The sequence below is a fragment of the Phormidesmis priestleyi ULC007 genome (assembly GCF_001895925.1).
Taxonomy (GTDB): Bacteria; Cyanobacteriota; Cyanobacteriia; order Leptolyngbyales; family Leptolyngbyaceae; genus Phormidesmis_A; species Phormidesmis_A priestleyi_A.
Map to the genome: position 1 here is coordinate 16,856 of NZ_MPPI01000027.1, position 26,506 is coordinate 43,361.

General features: G+C 49.3%; 20 protein-coding genes and 1 pseudogene. 14 read left to right on the forward strand and 7 right to left on the reverse strand.

Going from position 1 to position 26,506, the window contains the following annotated elements; genetic code table 11:
- Nucleotides 1–279: 279 nt before the first annotated feature.
- The 4 genes from BRW63_RS19000 (at nt 280) to BRW63_RS19015 (ending at nt 5,350) form a co-directional block, all read left to right on the forward strand.
- Nucleotides 280–2,460: a sensor domain-containing protein gene (locus BRW63_RS19000; protein WP_073073908.1), complete on the forward strand. Its 2,181-nt coding sequence runs from the start codon at nt 280–282 to the stop codon at nt 2,458–2,460.
- 225 nt (nt 2,461–2,685) lie between these two features.
- Complete coding sequence (locus tag BRW63_RS19005) at nt 2,686–3,252, forward strand: photosystem I assembly protein Ycf4 (protein ID WP_073073909.1); 567 nt, start codon at nt 2,686–2,688, stop codon at nt 3,250–3,252.
- Between the two features lie 155 nt (nt 3,253–3,407).
- Entirely contained in the window at nt 3,408–4,160 is a 753-nt protein-coding gene (locus BRW63_RS19010; RefSeq protein ID WP_073073911.1) for a peptidylprolyl isomerase, read from the forward strand.
- Between the two features lie 50 nt (nt 4,161–4,210).
- Nucleotides 4,211–5,350 carry a beta-ketoacyl-ACP synthase gene (locus BRW63_RS19015; RefSeq protein WP_073073913.1) on the forward strand — a complete coding sequence of 380 codons (1,140 nt, stop codon included), beginning with the start codon at nt 4,211–4,213 and terminating at the stop codon, nt 5,348–5,350.
- 133 nt (nt 5,351–5,483) lie between these two features.
- On the opposite strand, the gene BRW63_RS19020 is transcribed toward BRW63_RS19015, so the two are convergent.
- From BRW63_RS19020 to BRW63_RS19035, 4 genes are all read right to left on the reverse strand, one after another.
- The gene (locus BRW63_RS19020) at nt 5,484–6,380 is read right to left on the reverse strand and encodes a DUF4432 family protein (protein ID WP_106254119.1); all 897 of its coding nucleotides are present in this window, start codon (nt 6,378–6,380) and stop codon (nt 5,484–5,486) included.
- Between the two features lie 105 nt (nt 6,381–6,485).
- Complete coding sequence (nirD, locus tag BRW63_RS19025; protein ID WP_073073918.1) at nt 6,486–6,842, reverse strand: nitrite reductase small subunit NirD; 357 nt, start codon at nt 6,840–6,842, stop codon at nt 6,486–6,488.
- 101 nt (nt 6,843–6,943) lie between these two features.
- Complete coding sequence (gene nirB, locus BRW63_RS19030; protein WP_073073920.1) at nt 6,944–9,487, reverse strand: nitrite reductase large subunit NirB; 2,544 nt, start codon at nt 9,485–9,487, stop codon at nt 6,944–6,946.
- Between the two features lie 222 nt (nt 9,488–9,709).
- The gene (locus tag BRW63_RS19035; protein ID WP_073073922.1) at nt 9,710–12,865 is read right to left on the reverse strand and encodes a hypothetical protein; all 3,156 of its coding nucleotides are present in this window, start codon (nt 12,863–12,865) and stop codon (nt 9,710–9,712) included.
- 423 nt (nt 12,866–13,288) lie between these two features.
- On the opposite strand from BRW63_RS19035, the gene BRW63_RS19040 reads away from it, so the two are divergent.
- The gene (locus BRW63_RS19040; protein WP_073073924.1) at nt 13,289–14,263 is read left to right on the forward strand and encodes a radical SAM protein; all 975 of its coding nucleotides are present in this window, start codon (nt 13,289–13,291) and stop codon (nt 14,261–14,263) included.
- Nucleotides 14,217–15,710 carry a glycosyltransferase gene (locus BRW63_RS19045; protein ID WP_073073926.1) on the forward strand — a complete coding sequence of 498 codons (1,494 nt, stop codon included), beginning with the start codon at nt 14,217–14,219 and terminating at the stop codon, nt 15,708–15,710. Before BRW63_RS19040 ends, BRW63_RS19045 begins: the two co-directional genes overlap by 47 nt.
- 2 nt (nt 15,711–15,712) lie before the next feature.
- On the opposite strand, the gene BRW63_RS19050 is transcribed toward BRW63_RS19045, so the two are convergent.
- The gene (locus BRW63_RS19050) at nt 15,713–17,590 is read right to left on the reverse strand and encodes a DNA polymerase III subunit gamma/tau (RefSeq protein ID WP_073073928.1); all 1,878 of its coding nucleotides are present in this window, start codon (nt 17,588–17,590) and stop codon (nt 15,713–15,715) included.
- Between the two features lie 320 nt (nt 17,591–17,910).
- On the opposite strand from BRW63_RS19050, the gene BRW63_RS19055 reads away from it, so the two are divergent.
- Genes BRW63_RS19055 through rnhA form a run of 3 tightly spaced genes read left to right on the forward strand, consistent with a single transcriptional unit; the run spans nt 17,911 to nt 20,200 of the window.
- Nucleotides 17,911–18,642 carry a hypothetical protein gene (locus tag BRW63_RS19055; protein ID WP_073073930.1) on the forward strand — a complete coding sequence of 244 codons (732 nt, stop codon included), beginning with the start codon at nt 17,911–17,913 and terminating at the stop codon, nt 18,640–18,642.
- On the forward strand, nt 18,639–19,370 hold the full coding sequence (locus BRW63_RS19060) for a hypothetical protein (RefSeq protein WP_073073932.1): 732 nt from the start codon (nt 18,639–18,641) through the stop codon (nt 19,368–19,370). The genes BRW63_RS19055 and BRW63_RS19060 overlap by 4 nt, the downstream gene beginning before the upstream one ends.
- Before the next feature lie 50 nt (nt 19,371–19,420).
- Nucleotides 19,421–20,200, forward strand: a complete 780-nt coding sequence (gene rnhA, locus BRW63_RS30175; RefSeq protein WP_073073934.1) for a ribonuclease HI — start codon at nt 19,421–19,423, stop codon at nt 20,198–20,200.
- Between the two features lie 239 nt (nt 20,201–20,439).
- Here the strand turns inward: rnhA and BRW63_RS19070 are convergent, their stop codons facing one another.
- Nucleotides 20,440–20,745 carry a P-II family nitrogen regulator gene (locus BRW63_RS19070; RefSeq protein ID WP_073073936.1) on the reverse strand — a complete coding sequence of 102 codons (306 nt, stop codon included), beginning with the start codon at nt 20,743–20,745 and terminating at the stop codon, nt 20,440–20,442.
- A 2-nt stretch (nt 20,746–20,747) separates the two neighbouring features.
- Nucleotides 20,748–21,719: a sodium-dependent bicarbonate transport family permease gene (locus BRW63_RS19075; protein ID WP_073073938.1), complete on the reverse strand. Its 972-nt coding sequence runs from the start codon at nt 21,717–21,719 to the stop codon at nt 20,748–20,750.
- 691 nt (nt 21,720–22,410) lie between these two features.
- On the opposite strand from BRW63_RS19075, the gene BRW63_RS19080 reads away from it, so the two are divergent.
- The 5 genes and pseudogenes from BRW63_RS19080 to BRW63_RS19095 all read left to right on the forward strand — a co-directional run bounded on the left by BRW63_RS19080 (nt 22,411) and on the right by BRW63_RS19095 (nt 26,466).
- The gene (locus BRW63_RS19080) at nt 22,411–23,169 is read left to right on the forward strand and encodes a prohibitin family protein (RefSeq protein WP_223257435.1); all 759 of its coding nucleotides are present in this window, start codon (nt 22,411–22,413) and stop codon (nt 23,167–23,169) included.
- Nucleotides 23,170–23,213: 44 nt separating this feature from the next.
- Nucleotides 23,214–23,354: a hypothetical protein gene (locus BRW63_RS29030; protein ID WP_181314467.1), complete on the forward strand. Its 141-nt coding sequence runs from the start codon at nt 23,214–23,216 to the stop codon at nt 23,352–23,354.
- A 69-nt stretch (nt 23,355–23,423) separates the two neighbouring features.
- Entirely contained in the window at nt 23,424–23,705 is a 282-nt protein-coding gene (locus BRW63_RS28395) for a hypothetical protein (protein ID WP_189645272.1), read from the forward strand.
- A gap of 580 nt (nt 23,706–24,285) precedes the next feature.
- Nucleotides 24,286–24,558, forward strand: a pseudogene (locus BRW63_RS19090) (IS630 family transposase); the annotation flags it as partial.
- Between the two features lie 546 nt (nt 24,559–25,104).
- Nucleotides 25,105–26,466 (forward strand): hypothetical protein, encoded by a 1,362-nt coding sequence (locus BRW63_RS19095; RefSeq protein ID WP_143162075.1) that lies wholly within the window; start codon nt 25,105–25,107, stop codon nt 26,464–26,466.
- Nucleotides 26,467–26,506: the final 40 nt, after the last annotated feature.

Here is a 26,506-nt window from a genome sequence, read left to right on the forward strand (position 1 = left end):
TCAGCGCTTCTGCCCCCTAAATCCCCCAATTCTGGGGGACTTCAAGCCCAGAATTGAGGTTCAAAGTCCCCCAATTTTGGGGGATTTAGGGGGCAGCCCGGATTAGCAACCGTAGTGAAAAGCTTCATCGAATTCACGTTAAACAAAGGCTCTGATAGCGATCGCTCGTGTTTGTTTCCTGACTGATCACCCCGTTAAAAGCCTTGCGTAAACCAGATTTTAGAATCCCAGATCTCAACTTGGTCGCGTCTAGAAGCAGAGAGTGCCCAGGAGTTCCCTATGGCAACTGACCCCTCGATCGCCCAACCTGTGACGACGATCCTACAGCCCCTCCAAGAGTCAGACTGGCTGCTCCACACCGTCATCGAAAACCTCAATGATGGCATTGTGATCACCGATCGAGAAGATTGCGTTCTGCACGTCAACTCTCGCATGGCAAGGCTGGTCGGCTGCTCAGTGGCAGAAATGGTCGGCAAACCTGCTGATCAGTTTTTCTCGGCGATCGAAGGCTGGCTTCAGTTTCACACGGGGCAATCTGATCAAGACCGCCAAAACTTTTATGGCTGGAAGGAAGGGCAACTCAAACGCAAAGACGGCAGAAAATTTTGGGCAGAAGTCAACGCAACGCTGCTCTGCACAAACCAGGGAGAACCTGCTGGCAGCCTGATCACCGTCAAAGATATTACTGAACGCAAGTGGCTCGAAGAATATCTGCGACTTTTAGAATCGGTCGTGGTGAATGCCAATGAGATTGTGATGATTTCGCAGGCAGAACCGACGGAAGACCCCTTGAGCTTGCGAATCGTGTATGTCAATGATGCTTTTCTGCGAGCCACGGGTCACACCTCGGCTGAAGTGATCGGCAAATCTGCTCAGTTGCTGTTAGGCACTCACACCTCAGCCAGCGAACTCGATCGGATTCGCACCAGTCTGCTCAACTTTGAAGCCGTCAAAGCCGAATTGATTCTCTATCACAAAGACAACACGGGGTTTTGGGTTGACCTCAACACTGTGCCGATTCGCGATGAGCAAGGGCAAGTCACCCACTTTGTTTCGGTGATGCGCGAAGTCACCGAGCGCAAGCAAGTAGAAGAACAGCTTCGTCTCAACGCCTTTCACGACTCGCTGACTGGCTTGCCCAATCGCCTTTTATTTATGGAACGGTTGGCACAGACTGTGACTCGCTCTCGGCAAAGTGCAGATCATCAGTTTGCGGTGCTGTTTTTAGACCTCGATCGCTTCAAGGTGATCAACGATAGTCTGGGGCACTTGATTGGCGATCAGCTTTTGATCGCGATCGCGCGACGGCTAGAAGCCTGTGTGAGTCGCGAAGATACTGTCTCGCGGTTAGGCGGCGACGAGTTTACCATTTTGCTAGAGCGCATTCAAAACTTAGAGGACGCGAAGAAAATTGCCGAGCGGGTGCATCAAACTTTATCGACTCCGTTTAACCTCAACGGGCACGAGGTGTTTACGTCTGCCAGCATCGGCATCACGTTGAGCACGACTGATTATGAGCTACCCGAAGACCTGCTGCGTGGAGCAGACATCGCGATGTATCGCGCCAAGGCATCGGGCAGAGCCTGTCATGAAGTCTTTGATACAGAGATGCACACGCGAGTAGTCAACTTGCTGCAACTCGAAAATGACCTGCGGCGAGCGGTGGAGCATCAAGAATTTTTGCTCTACTATCAGCCGATCGTGGCGCTGGCAACGGGGAAAATGATGGGCTTTGAGGCACTGGTGCGCTGGCAGCATCCCGAACAGGGGATCGTGTCTCCAGTAAAATTTGTGCCAATGGCAGAAGAGACGGGGCTAATTATTCCGCTTGGGCAGTGGGTTTTGCGAGAAGCCTGTCGTCAAATGAAGGCTTGGCACACCGCTTTTCCTGATCAGCCGCCGTTGAGCATTAGTGTCAATTTATCGAGTCGTCAATTTTCCCAGCCGAGCCTGATTAAGCAAATTCGCCAAATTTTAGACGACACTGAGCTAGAGGCTCATCATTTGAAGCTAGAAATCACCGAAAGCGCCATCATGGAAAACCCTGAAAGCGCCATGGATATGATGTTGCAGCTTAAAGCGATGGGCATTCAGCTATCAGCCGATGATTTTGGCACGGGCTATTCTTCGCTGGGCTACTTATATCGCTTTCCGATGGATCTGCTGAAGATCGATCGTTCTTTTATCAGCCGAGTCGATGTCGATGGCGAGAAGTTAGAGCTGGTAAAAACCATCATCACCCTGTCCTGGAACTTGGGAATGGATGTCGTCGCTGAAGGGGTCGAAACCACTAAGCAACTGGCACAACTCAAAGCCTTGAAGTGTGAATATGCTCAGGGTTATCTGTTCTCTAAGCCTGTTTGCAGTGCCGATGCTGAAAAGCTGATTCGAGCCGACCATCCCTTTAAAGATATTTCGCGAGCGCTGTTGCCTACCAGTCGGTTGCTTGAGAATCTCTAGGCATGAATCGATCGCCTTAGCTCTCAGGGTTTCTGAACTGTCCTGTCGCTGTAATATACTAGATCAGGATCGTGGATTAAACCGTGTCGGTTACTTGCAACGTCAATGGGCACGGCAGTGCCATGCCCGTACGCAAATTTGGGTTTTAATTTAAGTCACGAGGGTTGTGGATTGCGGTTTGCGCTCCCAATCAATTTGTAATCTCTTTTAGGGTCTAGTGATCTCATGACTGCACAGACAGCCTCTACAAATGATCTTGTTCTGCGCCAGCAGATTTTAGGATCGAGACGGTTTAGCAACTATTGGTGGGCAAGCGTGGTCTCGATCGGGGCGACGGGTTTTTTGCTGGCATCGATTTCTAGTTACACCAAAGTCAATTTATTGCCGTTTGCCGACCCCACTAAGCTGATATTTTTCCCTCAGGGGTTGGCGATGGGGCTTTATGGCGTGGCAGGGTTGCTGCTCGCTGCTTATCTTTGGCTGAGTGTCGCGTGGGATTTGGGTGGCGGATATAACGAGTTCAACAAGCAGACGGGTCAGATGGCAATTTTTCGCTGGGGGTTTCCCGGCAAGAATCGCAAAATTGAGTTGAACTGTCAGTTGAGCGATGTTCAGGCGGTCAAAGCAATTCTCAGAGAAGGCGTGAACCCCCGACGATCGCTCTATCTGCGAGTCAAAGGAATGCGAGATATTCCGCTCACACGGGTGGGTCAGCCTTTGGGGTTGTCTGAGCTAGAAAATCAGGCAGCAGAACTTGCCAGATTTTTAAGTGTGCCTTTAGAGGGGTTGTAATGGTCTGAACGAGTTTTAGCCGAATTAACCGATGGGACGCATTCTTGAAGTTCGATTAGCGAAACTTAAGATTGCGTCCCATCTTTTTTGCCACTTGAATTCGGGCATCTGAGCGATAAGATGTTAGATGGCTTTGTTGAAATGGGTAACTAAAAATGCAGACAAAAATCCGAAACTGGCTTTTATCGACATTGGCTGTCGCCATCTTCGCGATCGTCGGGTGTAATCCTCAAGCAACTTCTGCTCCCACAGATTCCCCGTCTGCATCCCCGTCTGCGACTGCTTCGGTGCCTGCGGTGGTTCCGAGTTCTCCTCAAGCTAACAATCTGCCTCGTTTAGAAGGCAAAGCAACCGTTGTGATGACGGTGAAAGGTTCGCCGATCACGATCGAAGTCAACGGCACCGATGCCCCGATCACTTCCGGTAATTTTGTTGATTTAGTCGATAAAAAAGTCTATGACGGTCTGGTGTTTCACCGAGTTGTGCGAGAGCCACAGCCGTTTGTAGTGCAGGGTGGCGACCCGCAGGGGAAAAATCCTAACTTTCCGCTAGAGCAACTGGGAACGGGTGGTTTTATTGACCCGACTACGAATCAGCCTCGCAACATTCCTTTAGAAATTAAGCCTGACAAAGCAAGTGAGCCGATCGTTTATAGCAAAACTTTAGAGTCTAAAAACCCGAAGCTGAAGCACATTCGCGGCGCAGTGGCGATGGCTCGATCGGCGTTTCCCGATTCTGCTTCCTCGCAGTTCTATTTTGTATTGGCTGACCAGCCATTTCTAGATGGCGATTATGCGGTGTTTGGCACTGTGACCCAAGGCATGGAAGGGGTCGATAAGATTCAGCAGGGCGATCGCATTGAGTCTGCCAAAGTCACTCAAGGCATCGAAAACCTCAAAAGAGGATAATTCGCATTAGTTTTGAGATTTTAACCGAGAACTCAAAACTTAAACTGGCTATGGATGTCGTGGTGACTGGAATTGGGCTGGCTTCAGCCTTGGGCAATTTAGAAGCTAGCTGGCATGGGTTGGTAGAGGCACGATCGGGCATTCAACTCTACCAACCCTTTTTAGATCTAGAGCCAAAACCTCTGGCGTTGATCAGCCCTCAACCTGCGGAATTGGTGCCACTGACTCAACAAATCGTGCTAGAGGCGCTTCAAGATGCGGGGCTGGGGCTGCCTCTGTCAGATTGCGGAGTGGTGGTTGGCTCAAGTCGAGGAAATCAGGCTGAGTGGGAGAAATTATCTCGACAGCCTTATTTAGAAGATGAGTCGATTCTTTTAAAAAGCTGGTTGAAGACGTTGCCCAATGCGGCAGCGATCGCCGCCGCTAATCTCCTACAAACCTGCGCTCCGGTGCTCTCACCAATGGCGGCTTGTGCAACCGGAATTTGGGCGATCGCTCAAGGCTATGAACTAATCCGATCGGGGCAGTGTCAGCGCGTCATTGCGGGAGCCATCGAAGCGGCAATTACGCCACTAACGCTGATTGGATTTGATCGGATGGGCGCTTTAGCAAAGACGGGCTGTTATCCGTTTGATGTTGATCGTGAGGGATTAGTGCTTGGCGAAGGGGGAGCTATCTTGGTACTCGAATCCGCAGCGATCGCAAAAGATCGAGGCGCTAAAACTTACGGTCAAATTTTAGGATTTGGGTTGACCGCAGATGGTCATCATGTCAGTGCGCCTGAGCCAGAGAGTAAAGCCGCGATCGCTGCCGTTTGGCAATGCCTCCAGCGCAGCAATCTTTCGCCTCAAGACATCGACTATATTCACGCGCATGGAACATCGACGCAGCTCAACGATCGCAACGAAGCTCACTTAATTCAGCAGTTGTTTCCATCCGGGGTGCCTGTGAGTTCGACGAAGGGGGCAACCGGGCACACGATCGGGGCATCCGGTGCGCTGGGGGCTGCTTTTTGTCTGATGGCGTTACGGCACAAAACTTTGCCGCCTTGTGTGGGGCTAAAATCTCCTGAATTTGACTTAGATTTTGTCAGGACTGCGCGATCTACGGCGGCTGGAAACGCCCTTTGCTTTAGTTTTGGATTTGGGGGACAGAATGCAGCGATCGCTTTAGGGCTTGACTCTGCTTAAGATCGTAAATTACATAAAATCGCACATAGTTCGGTCTACGTTTTAGCCTTTTGCCCTCATCCCCTAGCAATAGAGGCATCGACTCTAATCAACTAATAGAAGTTGTAACTGCGATCGCTAGTCTAGATTCCTCCTATCGCTGTAGGTGAATTGTCAATGTGCGGCGCTGACGTTCTTTGGGTTGCAGTTGAGCAGCCGTTCCATTTTGACAAGCCACATCTAAATCATAGGGAATGGTGGTGCAAGGCTCCATCACCAGCACATAATAATCACGCCAGCCGCCATAGATTTGAAAGACCCAAACATAAGGAAAATCAGCCTGATCAAAGGTCATCATCAAAGCAGTGCCCGATCGCTGATTGCGAATTCCACACTCTCCTTTAGCCAGATCTGAACTGTAAAAGAATTCTTGTGAGTGGGACGATCGCGGCAAAGCTTTTCGTAAATCAACTTCTTGACCGTCGGCGGCAAACGCTTTCGGGAAATGAGTTTTTTGAGCGCGTCCAATAATTTTGCTAAAGCCCAAGGCGACTGGCTCAATTAGGCAGTCGGGCAGCAGAATTTCGTCTCCAGCTTCGATGGCGATCGCAGCGTGGTGTTTAAACAAAAACGGAATCGTTTCATCAGATTTGTTGTGAAACTGAAACTCAATTCGAGCCTGAGTTTCCTCTAATCGAATGGTTTTTTCGACGCTGACAGGCACCGTTTCACAAAATCGCGCCATCTTAATGCTAGAAGGTGTAGTCTCTACGACATCCCACGCCTGCGACCACAGTTCCCCATGATCGACCAGATGCCGATTTTGAGACAACCCTTCTCCGTCATTGGGAAACATCTCATCCCAACCACCTGACCAATGGTCGTCAAATGAGGCACCCACCGGGAGCGATCGCGTTTGACTTGCATCATAATCAGGTGGATGCCAGAGCCACTCATGCCCGGTTTTTTGGTCTATGAGTTGATCAATTCGTCCTCCTAAGTCAGGGCGAATCGTCAATTTGAGTTCAGAGTTTTCCAATATAGTAATCATCGGCGTTCCCGCTTTCAGAAATTGAGTATAAATCTTTTTTCATACTCTTTATTCTTAACGCTATCGGTGACACCTCGATCGCGATATATGTCGCGAGAAGGAAATTTAAACGCTGACTTGCACTTGCATTTCGATCACCCTCACGGCAAAGGTTGGAATCCTGACGGTTTCGTCGTCAAGGCACTGCCCCGTTTGCAGATTGAAATTTTGTTTGTAGATCGGAGATGCCACTTTAGGGATGCCGTTACGATCGCCAATAATGCCCCGTGACAGCACAAAGGCTTTGCTAAACGGGTCGTAGTTGCTGAGAGCATAAATCTCGGTGCCATCTCCAACCCGAAAAACTGCAACTTGCTGACCTTCGACCAGGGCACAGACTCCCGTGTTGGGCAAGATTTGCTCGATCGGGCAAATCGTCACCCATTGATTAATTAACGATTGAGTAGGCAAAGCTTGAATCATAAGTAATAGGAATTTTTAGAACTTTTTCGAGAACGGTCTTGCAATGATTAGGACTTACGCAAACCTCGGAGGTTTTGGTCAAAATGCGTAAGTCCTGAGGATTACGATCGTTCGCCCGTGATCACCAATTCTTTTTCATCGTCAAACGCCGGACGTTTTTGTCCGCGTTCTTCGACGTGTACCAAACTGGGATCAGGTTGATCAACGTTGACAAAATGGCGGAAGCGCATCAGCTTGGTTGGATCGTCGATCGTCGTTTTCCATTCACAAGCGTAAGTCTCAACTTGATGCGCCATTTCTGCCTCTAACTCGTCACAGATGCCCAGCGAATCGTGGATTACCACTTGCTTAAGATAATCGATGCCGCCTTCAAGTTTGTTGAGCCAGGTTGCTGTGCGTTCTAGGCGATTAGCGGTGCGAATGTAGAACATTAAGAAGCGATCGATGTATTTAATCAGCGTCTCTTTGTCGATGTCTTCAGCAATCAGTTGAGCGTGTTGAGGTCTAATGCCACCATTGCCACACACATAGAGATTCCAGCCGTTTTCGGTGGCGATAATGCCAAAGTCTTTGCTTTGCGCTTCGGCACATTCACGAGTGCAGCCAGACACCGCAGACTTAAGCTTGTGAGGGGCGCGTAAGCCTCGATAGCGCAGCTCAACCTCGATCGCGAGTGAAGTTGAGTCTTGCACTCCAAATCGGCACCAAGTGCTGCCCACGCAGGATTTCACAGTTCTCAAGGCTTTACCGTAGGCGTGACCTGACTCAAATCCAGCATCGATCAATCGTTTCCAAATCAGGGGAAGCTGATCGACTCGTGCGCCTAATAAATCGATGCGCTGTCCGCCTGTGATTTTGGTGTAGAGTCCGAATTCTTTGGCGACTTCACCTAACACGATTAGGCGATCGGGCGTGATTTCTCCGCCAGGAATGCGAGGAATAACGGAGTAAGTGCCATCTTTTTGAATGTTAGCGAGGAAGGCATCGTTCGTATCTTGCAGCCCAACATGCGGCGGATTCAGCACATAATCATTCCAAGCAGAGGCGAGAATTGAGCCAACGGCAGGCTTACAAATTTCGCAACCTTTGCCCTGTCCATGACCCGCCAGCAACTGATCAAAAGTCTCAATTTTTTGAGTCCGAATCAGGTGATAGAGTTCTTGACGAGAATAAGCGAAGTGTTCGCAGAGATGATTTTTGACCTCGACTCCGGCTTTCTTTAACTGATCTTTTAACAGATCGGTGACGAGTGGAACGCAGCCTCCACATCCGGTTCCCGCTTGCGTACATTTCTTGACGCTGGCGATATCTGTCAATCCCTGTTCTTGAATCGCGCTGCAAATCTGTCCTTTAGTAACGTTGTTGCAAGAGCAAATCTGTGCCGTGTCGGGCAGACTTTCCACACCCATTGCAAAGCTCGATTGACCTTCACGAGGCGGCAACAACAAATCTTCGGGGTGAGGCGGCAGCACAATTTGGTTTTGCATCAGTTGCAGCAAATTGCCGTAGGCAGACGCATCGCCGACTAGGATGCCGCCAAGGAGCCGATCGCCCGATTCATCCACCACAATCTTTTTATAAATGCCCTGAATCGAGTCGATAATGGCAAACTCTTTTGCACCAGAAGTTTTGCTAAACGCATCACCAAAACTAGCGACATCTACGCCCAGCAATTTCAGCTTGGTAGACATATCTGCACCCGTAAAAGCATTGCTGCCGCGATCGCAAAGATTATCAGCCACAACTGTTGCCATTGTGTAGCCAGGAGCCACTAGCCCATAGATCCGATTATCGTAAAGGGCACATTCTCCGATCGCATAGATATCAGGATCAGAAGTCTGACAGTGATCATTAATCACAATGCCCCCGCGATCGCCCACGGCTAATCCGCAATCTCTCGCAATCTCATCACGAGGACGAATGCCCGCAGAAAACACAATCATATCGGTCTGAAGCTCGTCACCATCCGCAAACTGCATTTTGGTAACTCTGCCATTTTCGCTGACGATCGCAGTGGTCGATTTGCTGGCGTGAACGGCGACTCCTAGAGCCTCAATTTTGTTTTTAAGAACGGTGCCGCCTGCGTCGTCTACTTGTACGGGCATTAAGCGAGGGGCAAACTCAACAACATGGGTTTCTAATCCCATATGCTTTAAGGCGTTGGCGCATTCTAACCCCAACAATCCGCCACCAATCACGACCCCGACTTTAGCGCTTTTGGCATGAGCCGCCATCGCTTCTAAATCGTCGATCGTGCGATAAACAAATGTTCCTTGCGTGTCTTTTCCAGGAATCGGTGGCACAAATGGATAGGAGCCAGTTGCAATCACAACGTTGTCATAACCAATCGTGATGCCGTTAGCAGAAGTCACCGTTTTGTGATCGCGATCGATGCGAATTGCTTTATCACCCACGTAGATCTGAATGTTGTGATCTTGATAAAGTCCGGGTTCGACGAGGGTCAAGTCAGCAGCCGTTTTGCCTGAAAAGAAGCCGCTTAAGTTGACCCGATCGTAAGCAACGCGAGGTTCTTCACAGAAGGTAACGAGATGCCAATCGTCGATCGCTTTTTTGGCGATCATCTGTTCTAAAAACTTGTGACCGACCATGCCGTTGCCGATGACAACCAACGTCTTCTTAGTCATTATCAAAGATTCTCTGTAGCGCCATTCCTTAGCTAGACTACGCGCAATTTTTAGATGTGACCAGTGCAAGACTGTAATTTAGGCTACGAAAATCGCTAGAATGATGCGTTTTTTGTATAATTTCAATTCTGGTTTTGCATTGAACGCCAAAATTTAATATCCATATTAATAAATAACCCCAATATGCGTAGGGGCAAGGTACACCATGCCCCTACATTGCGATTAGAATCGCAACCCATTTACTCCACCGACCGCTAAAGCACCCGCGATCGCCGAGGCTGCTAGCGAAGTCAATGCCGTGCCAAATAACCACCAAGCGGCTGTGGCTGCGGCTTTTTGCGTTTCGAGGGCTTGCTTTTTAGCTTGATGTTGCAGGGATTTGATCCGTCGCTGGGTTTCGTGCTGGATATAGTCTGCCTGATGCAATACCCCATCTCGCGCTGTTTCAATCTGGCTGATGATGCGATCGGCATCAGTCTCAGACAAGTTAGGAATCGAGCCGAGAACGGCAGTCAGGGTGTTGCGATCGAACTGCCCCAATCGATTCCGCAGGGCATCGGCTCCCGCTTGGGGATCGTCAAACAGCTTGCTGAAATCTTGCTTGATGCCTTCGTAATTTAACTCAGGGCGATTTAACGAATTGAGATAGTGGCTAAGATTCTCAGTCGTGCGGTCAATCACTGACTGAAAGCGCTGCTGAAGTTTCTCAAATTGCGCTGCAAACGCGTCTCGCACAGACAGAACTTGATCAATGATTTGATTGGCTTCTTCTTCAGTGATGTCTTTGCGTTGAGAGAGCAATGCCACCAGCGTGTCTCGATTGACGTGAGAGAGCCGATCGCCCACGCTGCTCACACCCGCCCGCGGATCACTCAGCAGTAGGCTTAAATCGCGCTTGATGCCTTCGGGGTTGAGTTCTTCTTTTTGGGTATTTTTCAGATAGGTTTCCAGGCTAGACTCAAACGTCAGCGCTTGCTGTTGGGCACGACTGACGAGGCGACGCGGCGCTCTCACAAAATCGCGGATGGTGTCTTGAACCTGGTCGATCGCGCGATTGACTTGCGCTTCGCTCAAATCTTGGCGCTGGCTAAGAAGTTTAACCAGCGTGTCTCGATCGACGTTAGCAAGCCGCGATCTCAAGGCATTGCCGCCTGCTTTTGGGTCGTTAAGCAGTGTAGTCAAGTCTCTGCGAATGCCTTCAGGATTGAGTTCTTCGAGATCAGTGCTTCTCAGATAGTCAGCAATCGCGGTCAAAGTCTGATCATATTGCGCTTTAGCGGTGTCGGCAAGTTGGCGCGGCGCTTGCAGAATGCGGTCGCGAACTGACTCAACGCGATCGAGAATCTGGTTAACCTGTTCTTGACTGAGGTCTTGACGCTGGCTCAACAGAGACACCAGCGTCTCGCGATCGAACTGAGCCAAGCGCGACCGCAGTGCCATCAATCCGGCTTGAGGGTCTTCAAACACCAGTTTTAACTCGCGCTCGATCGCATCGGGATTCAGTTCTTCTTTTTGGGTGTTGCGAAGATAATCTTCGACTCGTTGCCGCACCTCAGATGCCTTTGCAGTTGCCTGATTGCGTAGTTCTTGAGCCGAATTAAGAATTCGATCGCGAATGGTTTCAAATTGATTCACAATCTGATTGGCTTCGTCTTGACTAAGATCTTGACGCTGTTGCAACAAATTAACTAAATCATCTCGATTGAATTGACCAAATCGCGCCTGTAGCGTTTCCAATTCTGCTTCTGGATCTTCAAGTAGCTGTTGTAATTCTTGTTGAATTTTTGCTTCATTAAATTGCGCTTTATCGGTCGAGCGCAGATAGTTTTCGACACGGGTTTGCAGGTTGTTCGCCTGCTCTTGTGCATCGGCTTGCTCAACGATCGCCAAAACTTGCTGACGCACCTCTTCCATTAGGGTTGCACTCTCTTGAATTCGACCAGGGCTGAGGTCTTCTCGGCGGGTGAGTAAGTCTTCAAAATACGATCGGTTGAGTGCTTCGAGTTGACGACAAACTTCCCGCGAGTCTGCCTGAGGATCGTAAATGATGTCTCTAAACTCATCTTGAATCGTCAGCCGATTTAAGTGCCAGGGCAGCGATCCTGACAGATAGTTTTCGACATCTGCCTTGATAATATTGCGAGGCAAAGCAGGTTGATCAGCCACCTGTTCTTGAAGTTGATCGCCGACTTTTTCTGCTTGATCTTTGATTTGCTCACCTACTTTTGTGGCTTGTTGAGTGGTGCGATCGACGATTTTTTGCAGTTGTCCGCTCACTTTCTCAACATCGACATCTGACAAATCGACTCGACCCTGCACCGCCGACAATAGAGAACTCACGCCATATCTCAACGCCTGATTTGTGAGGGATGCGCTTGCTTTGTGAGGATGATTTGCAGCCCGAATAAGTGATTCTAATTGCTCATAAACTTGACTGGATTGCAGGTCTTCTGGAGTCGCTGATTTGAAAGTTTGCAGCAGTTGATCGGGCAACTCTGCGGGAGTCTTACGAACGTTTTTCCAGACACTTTCTAGCGAGTCAGCGATGCGATCGAGGTCTTCTTGCGATAAATTAGTACGATCGCGGATTAAGGTTAGAAATTGTTGACGATCGAAGTTCCGAAACAAATCGGTGTCGGCAAGCTCTTGCAAATCTGCGGTGTTCAAAATCTTCTCAAACTGTCCGCGAATTTCATCCAGGTTTAAATGGGGAATCGGCAAACTCGCTAGAGAACTTTGCAGCGTTTCTCGAACAGCATCGGGGTTAATGCCCGACGTAATCTCACGACGCACCGCCGCCGCAATATCTTCAGCCGTTGAAACTGCTTGATTTTTGGCAACATTTGCCCCGATCGCTGAAGTTGCCATTCCTAGCAGATCTTGTAGACCAGAAGTAGCCGTTTTGGCGATCGAGCCGACTAGCGAACCGATCGTGGTTGAGCCAAACCACATCAAAATCGAGAAGTAAGTAGACCAGACGACGACCCCGACGATCGCGCCCAGAGTGACACTATTAATCAAGCTAAGTTTAACGGCTAAAAAGCACGCAGCAAACAATGCAAGACTCACCGTTGCTAATGCCCAGATTCCAACTTTTGCTTCAATTTTACGAATGCTGCTTCCTAAGCTGCTGCTATCGTCTAAGTCATCAGTTGCGACATCAGTGCCGCCAGGTGAAACTAAATAGGCAATTGATAAATTTGTTAACAGCAATTGAAAGCCAAATGCCATCATCACTCCGGCGAGTAAGGCAACTAAAAATTGTGACCCAGAAAAAACTAGCGCGGCTTCTTTAGAAGTGATGGGATCAACAACTACTTGAGCAAAACTGGTCTGCATTTTAAGCAGAAACAGTGCGGCTTCTGAAGTGTTTAACATGGTTATTTTCCTTTTTTAAACATAAATCTAGACAGCATTCTGACGGTTAGTCAGGTGCCAGATCTCAACGCTAACAACCTGAATCTGGAGCGTTCCCTGTCGGAAGTGAGAAATCTTATTTTGATGTGACAAAAAATATTAAGTTAGAAAAATTCCGTTGGTGTTGACTGCAAATGATGTTTTCGATTTAGCGCAACCTTGCATTGATTCTTGTTCTCGTTGCTTGCACTTGGCGAAGCTTAATCTGCTCATGCCCCAGAACATTCAGCGTATGCCCAGCGCAAATTTACCTTGAGAAATGGATAGGCGGTTGAAACTGCTCGTGTGCATTTTCCATCCCGCTCTCTAGGAAACGGGCTATCAACCCCACCGCGCTTTTCTGGTATTGTAAAGCTGAATGAGGAGACTTTACTGGCACAAAATATGGCTCCACTGGTCGCAAATTATTATCTAACCTATCGCTGCAACGCTCGTTGTCATTTTTGTGACATCTGGGCACTCGAACCCAAGCAGGAAGCCTCTTTTGAAACGATTCAAAAAAATCTGGCTGATTTGCGTCGTCTAGGCGTTAGGTATGTAGACTTTACGGGTGGCGAACCTTTGCTGAGATCCGATGTGGCTGAGGTTTTTGCTGAAGCAAAACGGCAAGGCTTCACTACCAGCATGACCACCAACACGATTCTCTACCCCAAGCGCGCCAAAGAAATGCAGGGCTTGGTAGACTTCCTCAATTTCTCGTTAGACGGGGGCGATGCCGAAACCCACGATCAGTCGAGAGGCGTAAAGATTTTTGACACGCTCGTAGAGTCGGTTAAAATTGCTCAGTCGCTGGGAGAATATCCAGTCCTCAATCACACGGTCACCGCGCAAAACTACGGACGCATTGGCGAGGTTGCCGAACTAGGTGAGCAACTACAAGCCCGCATTTGGCTCAATCCTGCGTTCACGGCCCACAGCAACTACAACTCTAAAAAGAATCCCACACCTGATATGGTGAAGGCGATCGAGGTTGCTGCTAAGAAATATAACAATCTTGGTTACAATAAGGCGGCGCTGGCATTCATTGAGGCGGGCGGCAACGACACCGAAAAACCTCGCTGTAAGGCGGTCGAAGCGGTGATTGCCATCGGCCCTCACGATGAGCTTCTGTTGCCCTGCTATCACTTTGCTCAAAAAGGGTTGCCGATCGCGGGTCGCCTCTATGAGCTTTATAAGCAGTCAGAAGAAGTCGAAGAATTTCGGCAATCGCAGGGCAAGCTGTCGGTCTGTGAAGGCTGCACCGTTTGGTGTTACCTCATTCCCAGCTTTTTTAAGGGTGTAGACAAATATTGGCTGTTAAACCAAGTAACCTATGTCGGAGAATTCTTGGCCAGAAAGCGATTCTTACAACGAGCTTGAGTCGCTTCCAGAAGAAGCCTGTGCAGCACTTGCGGCACTCGTGGGAGATTTGCCCGAAGCGTCGGAGTTTGATCCGATAGATGACTCGCCCTATCCGGGCTTTAAAGGGCGCAGGCGAAAAGCGGCTACGGTTTTGGTGGTGATTTGGGGCGGCACGATCGCGCTGCATCTAGTGACTTGGGGCTATTGGTTTGTGTTGGGTTTGACCACGTTGATGGGGCTACACGCCGTCAGATTCTTGATGGCGCGTCCGTCTGATCTGCCAGAACCGATATCGGATGAGTCACGAGAAACTTATCCTTATGTGTCGCTAATGATTGCGGCAAAAAATGAGGAGGCGGTGATCGGCACTCTCGCCGATCGTTTGTGTCGGTTAGATTACCCCAGCGATCGCTACGAGGTTTGGGTGATAGACGACAACAGCACCGACAAAACGCCAATTTTGCTAGATGAACTGGCAGCCCAATATCCCCAGCTCAAGGTTTTTCATCGCCCTGTTGACTCAGTAGGCGGCAAATCTGGGGCGTTAAACCAGGTGTTGCCGTTCACGCAGGGAGACATTATTGTGGTCTTCGACGCGGATGCTCAAGTCGAGCCAGACTTTTTGCGGCGAGTGGTGCCCTTGTTCGATCGCGAGCAGGTAGGTGCTGTGCAAGTTCGCAAAGCGATCGTGCAAGCCGAGCCTCAGTTTCAGTCTAAAGATGCCAATAATTTTTGGATTCGTGGACAAATGGCAGAGATGGCGCTCGATGCCTTTATTCATCAGCAGCGAGTCGCGATCGGCGGCATGGGCGAACTGCGTGGCAATGGTCAGTTTGTAAGGCGCAAAGCCCTAGAGCAAGTCGGCGGCTGGAACGAAGAAACTATTACCGACGATTTAGATCTGACGATTCGACTCCACGTTCATCGCTGGGATATTGATGTAGTGACCGTTCCGGCGGTCTATGAAGAAGGGGTGACGAGCGCGATCGGGCTATGGCATCAGCGCAATCGCTGGGCAGAAGGGGGCTATCAGCGCTATCTCGACTATTGGCGACTGATTGCCAGAAACCGCATGGGAACGCGCAAAACCCTCGATCTGCTGATGTTTTGGATTATTCAATACGTCATGCCGACTGCCGCCTTGCCCGACTTTTTGATGGCGATCGCGCGCAACCGTCCTTTATTGCTCAGTCCGATCTCAGGGCTGACGGTGACGCTATTTTTGTTTGGCATGGTCGGGGGGCTACGGCGCGTTCAGCGATCGAGCGGCGTTGAAGCTCAACTCAAACAATCTTCGCCTAAAGGGTTTGACTTCTCTCTGTTTGTGGCACTCCTACAATCGCTGCGCGGCACGTTATATATGATGCACTGGCTGCCGATCGTGGGCAGCGCTACGGTGCGGATGTCATTCCGTCCCAAACGGTTGAAGTGGATCAAAACGGTGCATCGTGGCACCGAAGATTAGACCTAAAAATCAACATCCTCTTCATCGTCCTCTTCAGGTTCCTCCTGTGGCTCAAACGTTTCTGCCACAGGGGGAATGATTGCGATCGACTCAGAATCGATTGGCACATCCAGTTCATCATCTAAATTTACAACGTCACCATTAAAGGCGTAAGCAAGACTCTTAGCAGCTTTGGTGACTTCATCATCTTCCCAACCTCTAGCTTGAGCGAGATCAGGATTCTCGGCTGCTTCTGGTTGGGCAAGAGGAGTTGGTTCACTTGACTCGCTGGCTTGTAGCACGATCGCCGGAGCCGGAACTTCTGGCGGTTGCGGACTCGACTCGATCGGGCGACTGGCTGAAGGATTGGGCTGCTCCATTGACCAAGCAGAATTAGATGCAATAACCTCTGACACTTGCAGCGTGACTTTAACGGCTCTCTTTAACGCTCTAGCAGATGCCCTACCAAGCAGCGGCACCGTTCGTTGAATCATTTTCACCATCGATTCTCCCCGAACGCCTACGATCACTTCGTTACCGTTAACCGCTAACAGGTGACAGTTGGCACTGACGATTCCTTTAGTCGATGGGATGTCAACATAACTGAGAATCTGCTGCCAGGTCTGGGCTAACTCATCGTTAGCATCGCTGGGCTGAGGAGCGGCTACAACGTCTTCAATAACTTGAGGCGCGATCGCAGGTTCAGAAAGGGGCTGAGGGGTTGAAGTGACTTCCTTGACAGCGGGCTTAAAGACGGGAACTTCTGGAGCTGTAGGTGCGATCGTAGGCTGAGACAAGATGGGTTGACCAATTGCAGTCGGCAATAGCCCCAACAGCGTCAACTCCAACCACAATCGCGGCTGAGTCGTGTTTTTAAGTTGCAGTTCGCTGCTGCGTAAATGCTGCTGCCCTGCCAAAATGGTGCCTAAATCTTGCGTTTGAGCGAAATTGCAGAGGTTTTTCCAGGTGGGGGGCGTGATTGCGACTAAATCGCTGCGAGTGGGTGCGGTTTTGGCGATCAGCAAATCGCGGTAAAAGCTGGCAAGGTTTTGCAGCACGATCAGTGGTTCTCGTCCCCGATCCATTAATCGCCGCGTGTGGTCAAGCACGGCTTCGGGGTTGCTGGTGGCGATCGCTTCGACCAACCCCATTAAATCCTGTTCTGGAACTGCTCCAACTAAATCCCACACGCGATCGACGGTGACTTCACCCGCTAATAAACTCAGTTGATCGAGCAAACTTTCAGCATCACGCAACCCACCTTGAGAAATCTGAGCGATCAAATGCAGAGCATCTTTAGCAATAGAAATGCTCTCTTTTTCGGCAATCATTCCTAGATGCTGAACCATCGGCTCTAACGGAATCCGGCGATAATCAAAGCGCTGACAGCGAGAAATAATCGTCGGCAACACTCGCTGGGGGTCAGTGGTTGCCAAGATAAAAACAACGCGATCGGGCGGCTCTTCTAAAGTCTTCAACAGCGCGTTAAATGCTGCATTTGAAAGCATATGAACTTCGTCGATCACATACACTTTGTATCGACACTGTACGGGTGCAAACTGAGCGCGTTCAATTAGCTCACGAATGTTGTCTACTCCTGTATTGCTTGCCGCGTCAATCTCGATCACATCCAGCGCAGAGCCGTTGGTGATGGCTCGACAGGTTTCACACACGCCACACGGGGCATCGGTCGGCGCGTTTACCGCAATGCAGTTTAGCGATTTGGCAAAAATGCGGGCGCTCGACGTTTTGCCAGTGCCTCGTGCGCCTGTGAACAAATAGGCAGGAGCAATGCGCTGTTGACAAAGGGCATTTGAGAGCGTGGTGGCGATCGCTTCTTGCCCCACTAGCTGTGCGAAGGTTTGCGGACGATATTTGTGGTGAAGTGGCTGGTAGGACATAAATACTAAAAAGTTCCCTATCTTATAGGGTAATCGATTATCTTCTCACCCCTGGTTCAATCCTTCAAGGCTGAAAGCGAGTGTGTCATACCAATTTCGGAAGCAATTGTGACGGATCGTTCGATCTGACGGGGCACGGCATGCCCCTACGCTTTTTGTACGGGCATGGCACTGCCCTCACGCGGATCTGTCGCATTCACAAATCAAATGGGTATCACTCCGAAGAAGTTCCTATCTAGATGCAGACAGACGCTTCTCAGAGACTCACTACAATAAAGTCATCTATAAATGCTGGGTCATCTCTGACCGATCGAGTCTTTATGCACACTGACATCCTTACGCTTCAAGCCTTTTTGCTGGCGCTCGCTCAAATAGATGGCATCTTGCCCACCGAGTTGCATCAGCAAATTCATGCTCTCGGCACCGCGATCGCCCATGACGAACCAGACGTTGCAGAGAGAATTCGGCATTTAGTAACGCAGCACGATCGCCTTCATCAACTCTATCAAGATGCCTACGATCGTCTACAGCGCCAATCTCCCAATCAAGAACGCGCTCAAGCTCTGTTTACAACCTCTAGAACTCCATTACTCACCTGGAAAGAGATTGCCGTTCCGGTGCTGACTGCTGATGACTTTCGATCGGCAGCCAGACACCTGCTCAAACGAATGACTAGGCAGAGATCGAGCGCGTCGGGAGCAGAACGGGTGTTTCTCGTGTCATTGCAGCAAGCCGTTTCTGAACTGGATGCTCACTCGATCGCTGTGTTGCAAGCCTTAGAAAAACGTCCGCTCACCGTCAAAGGATTGGGTTATGTGACGGGGCATTCACAAGAACAAGCCCAACAGTTAATGCAAGAACTCTGTCAAGCCGGATATATCGATCGCACCACCAGCAATATTTTGCACAAAGTCTTTCCGGCTTTGGGGAGAAACTTGCAGCAGACCTGCGAAAACTTCGATCTCGATACTTACTTTACGCTGACCGCCAGAGGTCATTTTTTGCTGCATCCCGTAATCACCTTTGGACAGCAAATCGGTGGCATCTTGTGAACGAATCATTAGATTGGGAACTGATCACGATCGCCGCCCTGATCGCAGGACTGTTTAACCTTCCGGTGGCGTTTCAAAAGCTAAGACAAACCTGCAAAGGCTTGCTGTTTTTTGAGCCTTTGAAAAGCCCCGGATTTTGGCTGTGGATTCTGGCTCAGTTGCTATTTCCCTCGATCGTATTTCTGGCGTGGATCACGAATTTTTTCTCAGTCAAACCAGTTGTAGACGCGATGCTGTTTTTGCGAGCGATCGCTGCTGGGTTTGGCTTCACTGCCTTCTTAAACTCGCGCACCGAAACCGGATTTTTGACTCTCGATATTAAAAGTCTCTATGATGGCGTTGTGCGGGTGGGCTTTGCGCTGATTGCCTCTCAAGAAACGCGTCGCACCAAAACTTTTCTGCGTGCCCTCGAGAAAGAATTGCATCAACCGAGTGCTGATATGTCCGAAGGGTTAAGAAGTCTTCGGGCTTATTTTAGTGCTGACATTGCCCTGACTTTAGAAGAACGGCAAAAATTTTTGGGCAGCATCAGTCAAGCTTTGTCAGAAATCCAAATCGACAAACAGATCGAAGTCGTTGAAAATCTTTTGCCAGAAGTGCGGCAGCGAGATCTCGTCGATGCGCTAGAGGGCTTTAAGTGCAGCCCCCAGTTTTTGCAAACCTATCTACCAAGACGATTTGCGCGATCGATCACGTCCGCTGCCAGCAATCAAGCCCTCCGACTTTAATCGGCATCACTCGTGTGCTATCTTAAATTGCTCTTCTAGACCTGGGATGTATGAACTACTCCGCTAAAGTCGATCGTATCTACACCGATGGAGCCTGTTCGGGCAATCCAGGGCCCGGTGGGTGGGGCACCGTCGCCTATTATGTCAACGGTGCAGTACACGAGATGGGAGGAGGCGACGCGCAAACTACTAACAACCGCATGGAAATGCAAGCCGCGATCGCTGCCCTTAAGTTTTTGCAAGACTTTGATCAGCAAGACCCGATCGCCCTTTACACTGACAGCGAATATGTCAAAAACGGCATCACTAAATGGATCAAAGGCTGGAAGCAAAAAGGCTGGAAAACTTCGACAGGGAAGCCCGTTCTCAATCAAGATTTGTGGGAAATTCTCGACGAACTCAACTCAAAACAAGTCGAGTGGCGCTATGTGCGTGGGCACACTGGAGACATTGGCAACGAACGCTGTGATACGATCGCCCGTGCCTTTTCTCTCGGCAAAACCCCTACGTTAAAGACATTCACCGATCAAGTCCAAGAACCTGAGGTTATCATGACGGATGCATCACTGCCCGCGCCCGTTGATTTGTCAGACTTGCCCCGTGAAGGTCGCGTCGAAAGCCTGCGGCACCTGGTAGAAACGCTGCAAATGGCAGATGAGATTGCCAGCAAAGCTTATTTGATCACCAGTTCAGAACTCGCTGACCTGATAGATGTCAACGCCAGTGCCGTCACCAGCCGCGGTGATAACTGGGTTTGGCGCAACTGGGTTGTCTCACGGGTGCGACGAGAAGGCAATCAAATTTTGTGGCAGTTAGAAAGAGTGGATTAACGTCAGTTCGACAGAAGTGGTTCGTTCCGATTATGGATTCGGGAAGCCCCCTAAATCCCCCAATTTGAGGGACTTTGAACCAGAAATTTGGCTTGAAGTCCCCCAAATTGGGGGATTTAGGGGGCAGAAGCCGCTGACAACGAAGCGAAAAAACTCATCGAACTGACGTTTGGATTAAGATCGAAAATTAAATGAGCACTGCCGTGCTATGCCCGTAGACAATGAAGGCTTTTTAACCGTCATGACCCGACACATCGGACTACATTCATTTGCGTTGCATCTGACACAAAGCATACGCCTCCAAACTTGTTTAAGATTGGGTTCAAATTCTCAATCACTGTGTCAATCTGCTCAGTAGAGCAAAAGGCAATCACGTAGACATTATCCAAGCTTGAGAAATCATCGGACACAGTGCCACGCACACTTCTTCCAGCCACATTCCGAATCACGGTGTATCCCGGAACGCCTGATTTCTCTAGCGCTTTCAGAATTTTATTGAGTTCGACCGAACTCGCCATAATCTCGATGCGTTTAACGACTTCCATTGTTAACTCCAGAACAGATTGATTCCATACAAATAGAGCGGAATTCCCACCAGGATATTAAAGGGGAATGTGACCGCGAGAGCGGTTGAAATATATAAGCTGGGATTGGCTTCAGGAACCGTCAGCCGCAGCGCCGCAGGAACGGCAATATAAGACGCGCTTGCACAGAGAACGGCAAACAGTAGCGCGTTTCCTTGAGGCATTTGAATGAGTTTGGCGATCGCAATCCCAACCCCAGCATTGAAGATTGGGATCAGAATCGCAAATGCAATCAAAAACACTCCCGCTTTCTGCAAATCTTGAATTCTCTGAGCAGCAACCAATCCCATATCTAACAAAAAAAAGGTCAGCGCCCCATAAAACAAACCTTGTGTGAAAGGTTTTAAGACTTCCTCGCCGTGTTCTCCGGTCAAAATGCCGATGATGATGCTGCCAACCAGCAAAAACACCGAACCGTTAAAAAACGACTCTCGCAAGATTTCTCCCCAGTCAAATTCTTGTCCGTCTTGATTGTCAGCAAACACTTTTACCAATATTAAACCGACCACGATCGCAGGTGACTCCATCAATGCTAACGCTGCCACCATATATCCGTCAGAGGCAATGCCAACTTGATCGAGAAACGAGCCAGCCGTGATAAACGTGACGGCACTGATTGAGCCATAAGTTGCGGCGATCGCGGCTGCATTGTAGGGATCTAATTTGATTCTTAAAATAAAAAATGTGTAGAGCGGCACGACACACGCCATGAGAATTGCAGCCCCGATCATTAAAAAGACATCTTGAGTAATGCCGCTCTTAACCAGTTCTGAACCGCCCCTAAACCCGATCGCGATTAGCAAATATAACGAAAATAGCTTGGGAATCGGAGAGGGAATTTCGAGATCAGATTTGACAAAAACCGCCAACATTCCTAAAAAGAAGAATAAAACAGGCGGATTCAAAAGGTTAGATACAACTAGGCTGACATCCATTTGCGGCTCCCGATTCGTTTGCTCAGGTCACAAATTTTTAGATTACATCACAGCGGCACTCATATTGAGATCTGAGAACGATCAAGTAGAGACACGACATGTCATGTCTCTACATCGCGTAAATCAAACTGGTATAAGTTTTTAAGGATAGCGATCGCTCCCCTTATTTCTGCTTGGCTGCTATAATGCGCTTAACTTTGGGGCTGTAGCTCAGATGGATAGAGCGACCGCCTCCTGAACAACCGGGCACCTTAGAGGAAACTCTATCGGTGAATGTGATCAAAGTCGGTGAACCCTAAAGAGTCAGCAAACCGTGATTAAATGCCCAGTTTGCACTTCATGGCAATACCGAGCCAAGCCTAAATTTAGTTGCAGACCAAGGCAGGCATTGATTTAGGAAGGTGTAGAGACTAGACGGTCACCACCTACAGGCTGCATTGCCCAGGGTGAAGGTATAGTCCAGAGAGTGGGGAAACTCACACAAATCTGAAGCGGTAGGTCGAGGGTTCGAGTCCCGCCAGTCCCGTTGAACTTCTAGACTTCCTGAAAGCCGAAAGGTCTTCAGGAATTTTTTCGGCTAAATCACTGCGAAACGTCTCTAAGGTAGTGTGGAGACAGCGTAATATCAAGAATTCAAGACACCGTGAATAATAAGAGTTTCGACTGGCGCGCTTCATTAGCGTTAACTCTAGTGAGTATCATTGCTTTGGTTGGCATTAATGCGATCGTGATCATCACCCCCGGCGAGGCAGCCGTCCTGAGTGTGTTGGGTAAAGCTCAAGATGGTGTGTTGCTAGAAGGTGTTCACCTCAAGCCGCCGCTCATTTCAACGGTTGATTTTTATGATTTGACCGTGCAAAAGTTTGAAGTTCCGGCACAGAGTTCGACCAAAGATTTGCAGCAATTGACCGCGAGTTTTGCAATCAACTTTCGGCTTGATGCCAGTCAAGTGGTGGTGATTCGTCGCACTCAAGGCTCGTTGCAGAATATTGTCTCGAAGATTATTGCTCCGCAAACTCAAGAGTCGTTTAAGATCGCTGCGGCTCGACGCACTGTAGAGGAAGCGATCACTAAGCGAGACGAACTTAAACATGATTTTGACATCGCCTTGAGCGAACGTTTGGCAAAATACGGAATTATTATTCTCGATACCAGCGTTGTCGATCTGACCTTTTCGACTGAGTTTTCAAAAGCGGTTGAAGAAAAACAAATTGCCGAGCAGCGAGCGCAACGAGCCGTCTACATCGCTCAAGAAGCCGAACAAGAAGCCGAAGCAAATGTGAATCGGGCAAAAGGACAAGCAGAAGCGCAACGATTGCTGCGAGAGACATTGACTACAGAGTTATTGCAAAAGCAAGCGATCGACAAGTGGGACGGCAAATTTCCACAGGTCATGGGCGGTGATGGCGCACTGCCCTTCATTAACCTAGATTTGTCAAAGACGAAATAGCGGCTGCGATCGTCTGCTTTATGGATTAAATAAAGCCGGAATTTTTGTCAGGACACATTAACCCGGCAATGTTTGATCTGACATTCCAAATCGTTTCTCTCAAAGCTGAAGAACCGCAGTTTCTAGAGCAATTTACCATTCCGGGAAAGGCGGCTGGGTCTGCCGTTAACCAGGCTAGCAAATGAAGTATCTCGTGGATCAATGCTTCCTCAATCCTGTGAAAATTCGAGTCGGGCAAGATAACCTCAACACTCATGTCCCAGCGACACTTTACCGGAACGGAGGGTTCGGGAACCGTTAAAGCCCTGCTCGTTTACGACGGGGATGAAGAATCGGGTTCCCGCGTGGCTGCTTACTCAGTCCCCTTCTTACCTAGTCCCCTTCTTACTCAGTTGCCTGCGACGGGAAACCCGTCTTCAGCACTGAGCGCTACAGCGGGAACCCCGCTTTCAGGGCTAGGCGCTACGGAGGGAAACCCTCCTTCAGGTCTGAGCGCTGCTTCAGCCACAGAGTCATCATTTCAGTCGTCGTTTTAGAGATCGAATGAGTTCTCTTAAAACATCAGTTTGATTTCTTGCCGATTGTTCGCAGTATTGTTTTAGCAAATCTTTCTCTTCTTGGGTAACACGAAACGTCACGAATATTTCTGGCTTTGACACAACCAATCTACCTCAATATGCGGTATTTTGATTGTAGTGGAGAAGGTAATCAACCACTTAAAAAACCTTGTCGTCGAAAGACACGCTGCACCTTCTTACTCAGTCCCCTACGGAGGGAAACCCTCCTACAGGGCTGAGCGCTTGACAATTAAATCTATGCGGTTCTACTGCATTGTTCTAGTTTCCACCTCGCAGTAGGTAAAAGATTTAGAGGAGCTAGACGAGCGCTCAGTGCGCCAGGGCGGGTTTCCCGTCGCAGGCAACTCAGTAAGAATCAGTTTTTTTGAGGCATACGCTTCAGAACTAAACAGGACTTGCGATGGCGCAAATAGGGTAGGGCATACCCAAATTAACGCTTGGGGAGAATCCCACCTCTGGGTTAGAGACTGCAAGGAATCTAATTTAAGTGGTTTCGTTGAGCCAAGAATCCTCGTACCTTTAGGTCGAGGAGTGTCAAAAAGCCTTCCCCGCACCAGAAGCTCGTCGAATTCTCAATCAATTAGAGTTTCACTACACGCCCCAGCATGGCAGTTGGTTGGATATGGCAGAAATTGAACTCAGCGTCCTATCACGTCAATGTTTAGACCGGCGCATTCCAGACAAGCTCACCTTGAAGCAAGAGATTGCGGCTTGGGAGCAAAAGCGCAATGCCCAAGGTCATGCAGTGGAGTGGCGCTTCACCACCCAAGATGCTCGGATTAAACTCAAGCGGCTTTATCCCTCAATCTAATCTTGACAGACTACTAGATTAAGTAGTGTGGAATAGCCGTCTGGGATGTTTAAGTCAGGCAAAATGCTTGACCTACAAAATTCTCGGATTTATTTAATTCACGATCCTAAGTGTTCCATCCAACCAAACACTCAAGCCCTTTCAATCCTTAGAATCGTGAATTTAAATAATATCGGCTACTTGCAATACTAATGGACACGTCCGTGCCATGCCCTTACTCCGACCCCGGCTTTAATTTAAAGTATTCCACCTCAAATTGAGTAATTATTTCTTTCTGAGACAGATTCAGGATTTGTAAAACTCTCCTGATCCTCTATACAAACCCTGTAAAAACAAAAGGATGAGCATTTAATAGAGCCTTGAGAAAGTCGGGTAGCATCCAGGCACTCCAGTCATGGAAAACGTTTGACTAACATGGATTTGACCACCAAAAGATTAATCGGTTCGGTCTGGCACCCTCGCCATCTCACCCGACCCCCCCTAAAACAGCGGAGAGCATCACTGGTTGCCCAGGATGATCGCGACAGACTCAGGAGCTTGCAAACGATGACTGAGTTTCATCAAAAGAAAGAGCAAGGGCGCAGCGTTGATCCGCCAGTGAATTCTGTTCAGGAAACGCTGGGTGGCAATGCGGAAAATAATATTAGAAAAGCCATTCCACCCGCTAAAGAGTCTTCTCCTGCAAACGCTGAGATGAACGCAGAAGCCGTCTCATCGCAGGTAGAAGAGGTTCCCTATGAAAGATTACAGCAGGGCCCAATTACTTATTTCCGCTACTATTTCGAGGGCGCAGAACAGCCTACCTATCTCGATTCCCCATCGACCGAACTGCCTACTAATAAAAGAAATCTGCTGCCGCTTTACCTAGCAGGCGGTGGGGTTTTAGGTGCAACGCTGATTTCTGGGTTTGTGATCGCTGGTTTAGCCAATAATTCTAAAGCACCTGAGCAAAAGGGCACGAGTGGCTCTAAAGTCAAACAAACCCCTACACCAAAGCTGTCTCAGCCGCAAGTGGCTTATCCAGAAGTCGTGCCACCGTCACGATCGACTCCGACCAAGCCACCTCAGACCCCAAAGAAAGCACCGACTAAAAAGCTGCCTTTGCCGACTGTGCGATCGTCTTCAGATCCACAGCTACAGCAAGCACTCATGGTGCCTAAGCCTCTGCCCGTACCTGCTCTCCCGATCGTCTCGGTGCCGATTGCACAAGCTTTTTCAAAGCCGCTGCCTGCTCCTGCGATTCAGCCTCCGACTCCTCCAGCGATCGCGCCAGCATCGGAAGTTTCAACTGCACTGCCCTCCGTTAAGCCTGCATTGCCTGTGTTAGTCGCAGATTCATCACCTAGACCCCCAGATGTCTCCCCTTCGCCAGCGGCTCAAAAACCTGCCCCGTCGCAGCCCACGATCGCCGATGCCCGTTGCTTGAGTTCTGCGGCGGCTCCTGGAGAATCTTTGTTGGCACAAAACCAGCAGCCGATCGCAGCTCAGTCAGCAATGTTGGTCTCTCCGCCAGAAAGTGTAGGAATGCTCTCAGCAAATCGCCAGTCTCAAGCAGAAAAACCTGCTGTGAATTCAGGAACCGCGATTAGCACCACAACTGCCGAAGGTGGCGCGATTCAAGACGCAGAGAAAGACCTGCAAGAGCTTTTAGAGCTTCCGCAACGCTTCCCCACTAGTGCTGGCATTGCTGTCATGCCGTTGCCCTGTCAGTTAGCCCAAACCGCGACTACTAAACAGCGGGTGGCCGATTTTAACGTCATTCGCCTCAGCCCTCAAGACTATCAAAACCGCTGGAAACTCAGCAGCAAAAACCCTCAGGCACTGATCCCAATCTACGGATTTGTGGATTATAAGCAGCAATCAGTCGTGCTGTTAAGCGCCAGACCAGAACAAACGTCTAAGCTTTAGAATTGTGAACGCGACAGATTCGCGAAAGGGCACGGCAGCC

Coding starts and splice junctions, on each gene's coding strand:
- BRW63_RS19040 (WP_073073924.1), top strand. CDS start 13,289: ATGGCTCCACTGGTCGCAAATTATTATCTAACCTATCGCTGCAACGCT.
- rnhA (WP_073073934.1), top strand. CDS start 19,421: ATGAACTACTCCGCTAAAGTCGATCGTATCTACACCGATGGAGCCTGT.
- BRW63_RS19070 (WP_073073936.1), bottom strand. CDS start 20,745: ATGGAAGTCGTTAAACGCATCGAGATTATGGCGAGTTCGGTCGAACTC.
- nirD (WP_073073918.1), bottom strand. CDS start 6,842: ATGATTCAAGCTTTGCCTACTCAATCGTTAATTAATCAATGGGTGACG.
- BRW63_RS19045 (WP_073073926.1), top strand. CDS start 14,217: ATGTCGGAGAATTCTTGGCCAGAAAGCGATTCTTACAACGAGCTTGAG.
- BRW63_RS19050 (WP_073073928.1), bottom strand. CDS start 17,590: ATGTCCTACCAGCCACTTCACCACAAATATCGTCCGCAAACCTTCGCA.
- BRW63_RS19010 (WP_073073911.1), top strand. CDS start 3,408: ATGCAGACAAAAATCCGAAACTGGCTTTTATCGACATTGGCTGTCGCC.
- BRW63_RS19000 (WP_073073908.1), top strand. CDS start 280: ATGGCAACTGACCCCTCGATCGCCCAACCTGTGACGACGATCCTACAG.
- BRW63_RS28395 (WP_189645272.1), top strand. CDS start 23,424: ATGTCCCAGCGACACTTTACCGGAACGGAGGGTTCGGGAACCGTTAAA.
- BRW63_RS19005 (WP_073073909.1), top strand. CDS start 2,686: ATGACTGCACAGACAGCCTCTACAAATGATCTTGTTCTGCGCCAGCAG.
- BRW63_RS19075 (WP_073073938.1), bottom strand. CDS start 21,719: ATGGATGTCAGCCTAGTTGTATCTAACCTTTTGAATCCGCCTGTTTTA.
- BRW63_RS19055 (WP_073073930.1), top strand. CDS start 17,911: ATGCACACTGACATCCTTACGCTTCAAGCCTTTTTGCTGGCGCTCGCT.
- BRW63_RS19020 (WP_106254119.1), bottom strand. CDS start 6,380: ATGATTACTATATTGGAAAACTCTGAACTCAAATTGACGATTCGCCCT.
- BRW63_RS19035 (WP_073073922.1), bottom strand. CDS start 12,865: ATGTTAAACACTTCAGAAGCCGCACTGTTTCTGCTTAAAATGCAGACC.
- nirB (WP_073073920.1), bottom strand. CDS start 9,487: ATGACTAAGAAGACGTTGGTTGTCATCGGCAACGGCATGGTCGGTCAC.
- BRW63_RS19015 (WP_073073913.1), top strand. CDS start 4,211: ATGGATGTCGTGGTGACTGGAATTGGGCTGGCTTCAGCCTTGGGCAAT.
- BRW63_RS19095 (WP_143162075.1), top strand. CDS start 25,105: ATGACTGAGTTTCATCAAAAGAAAGAGCAAGGGCGCAGCGTTGATCCG.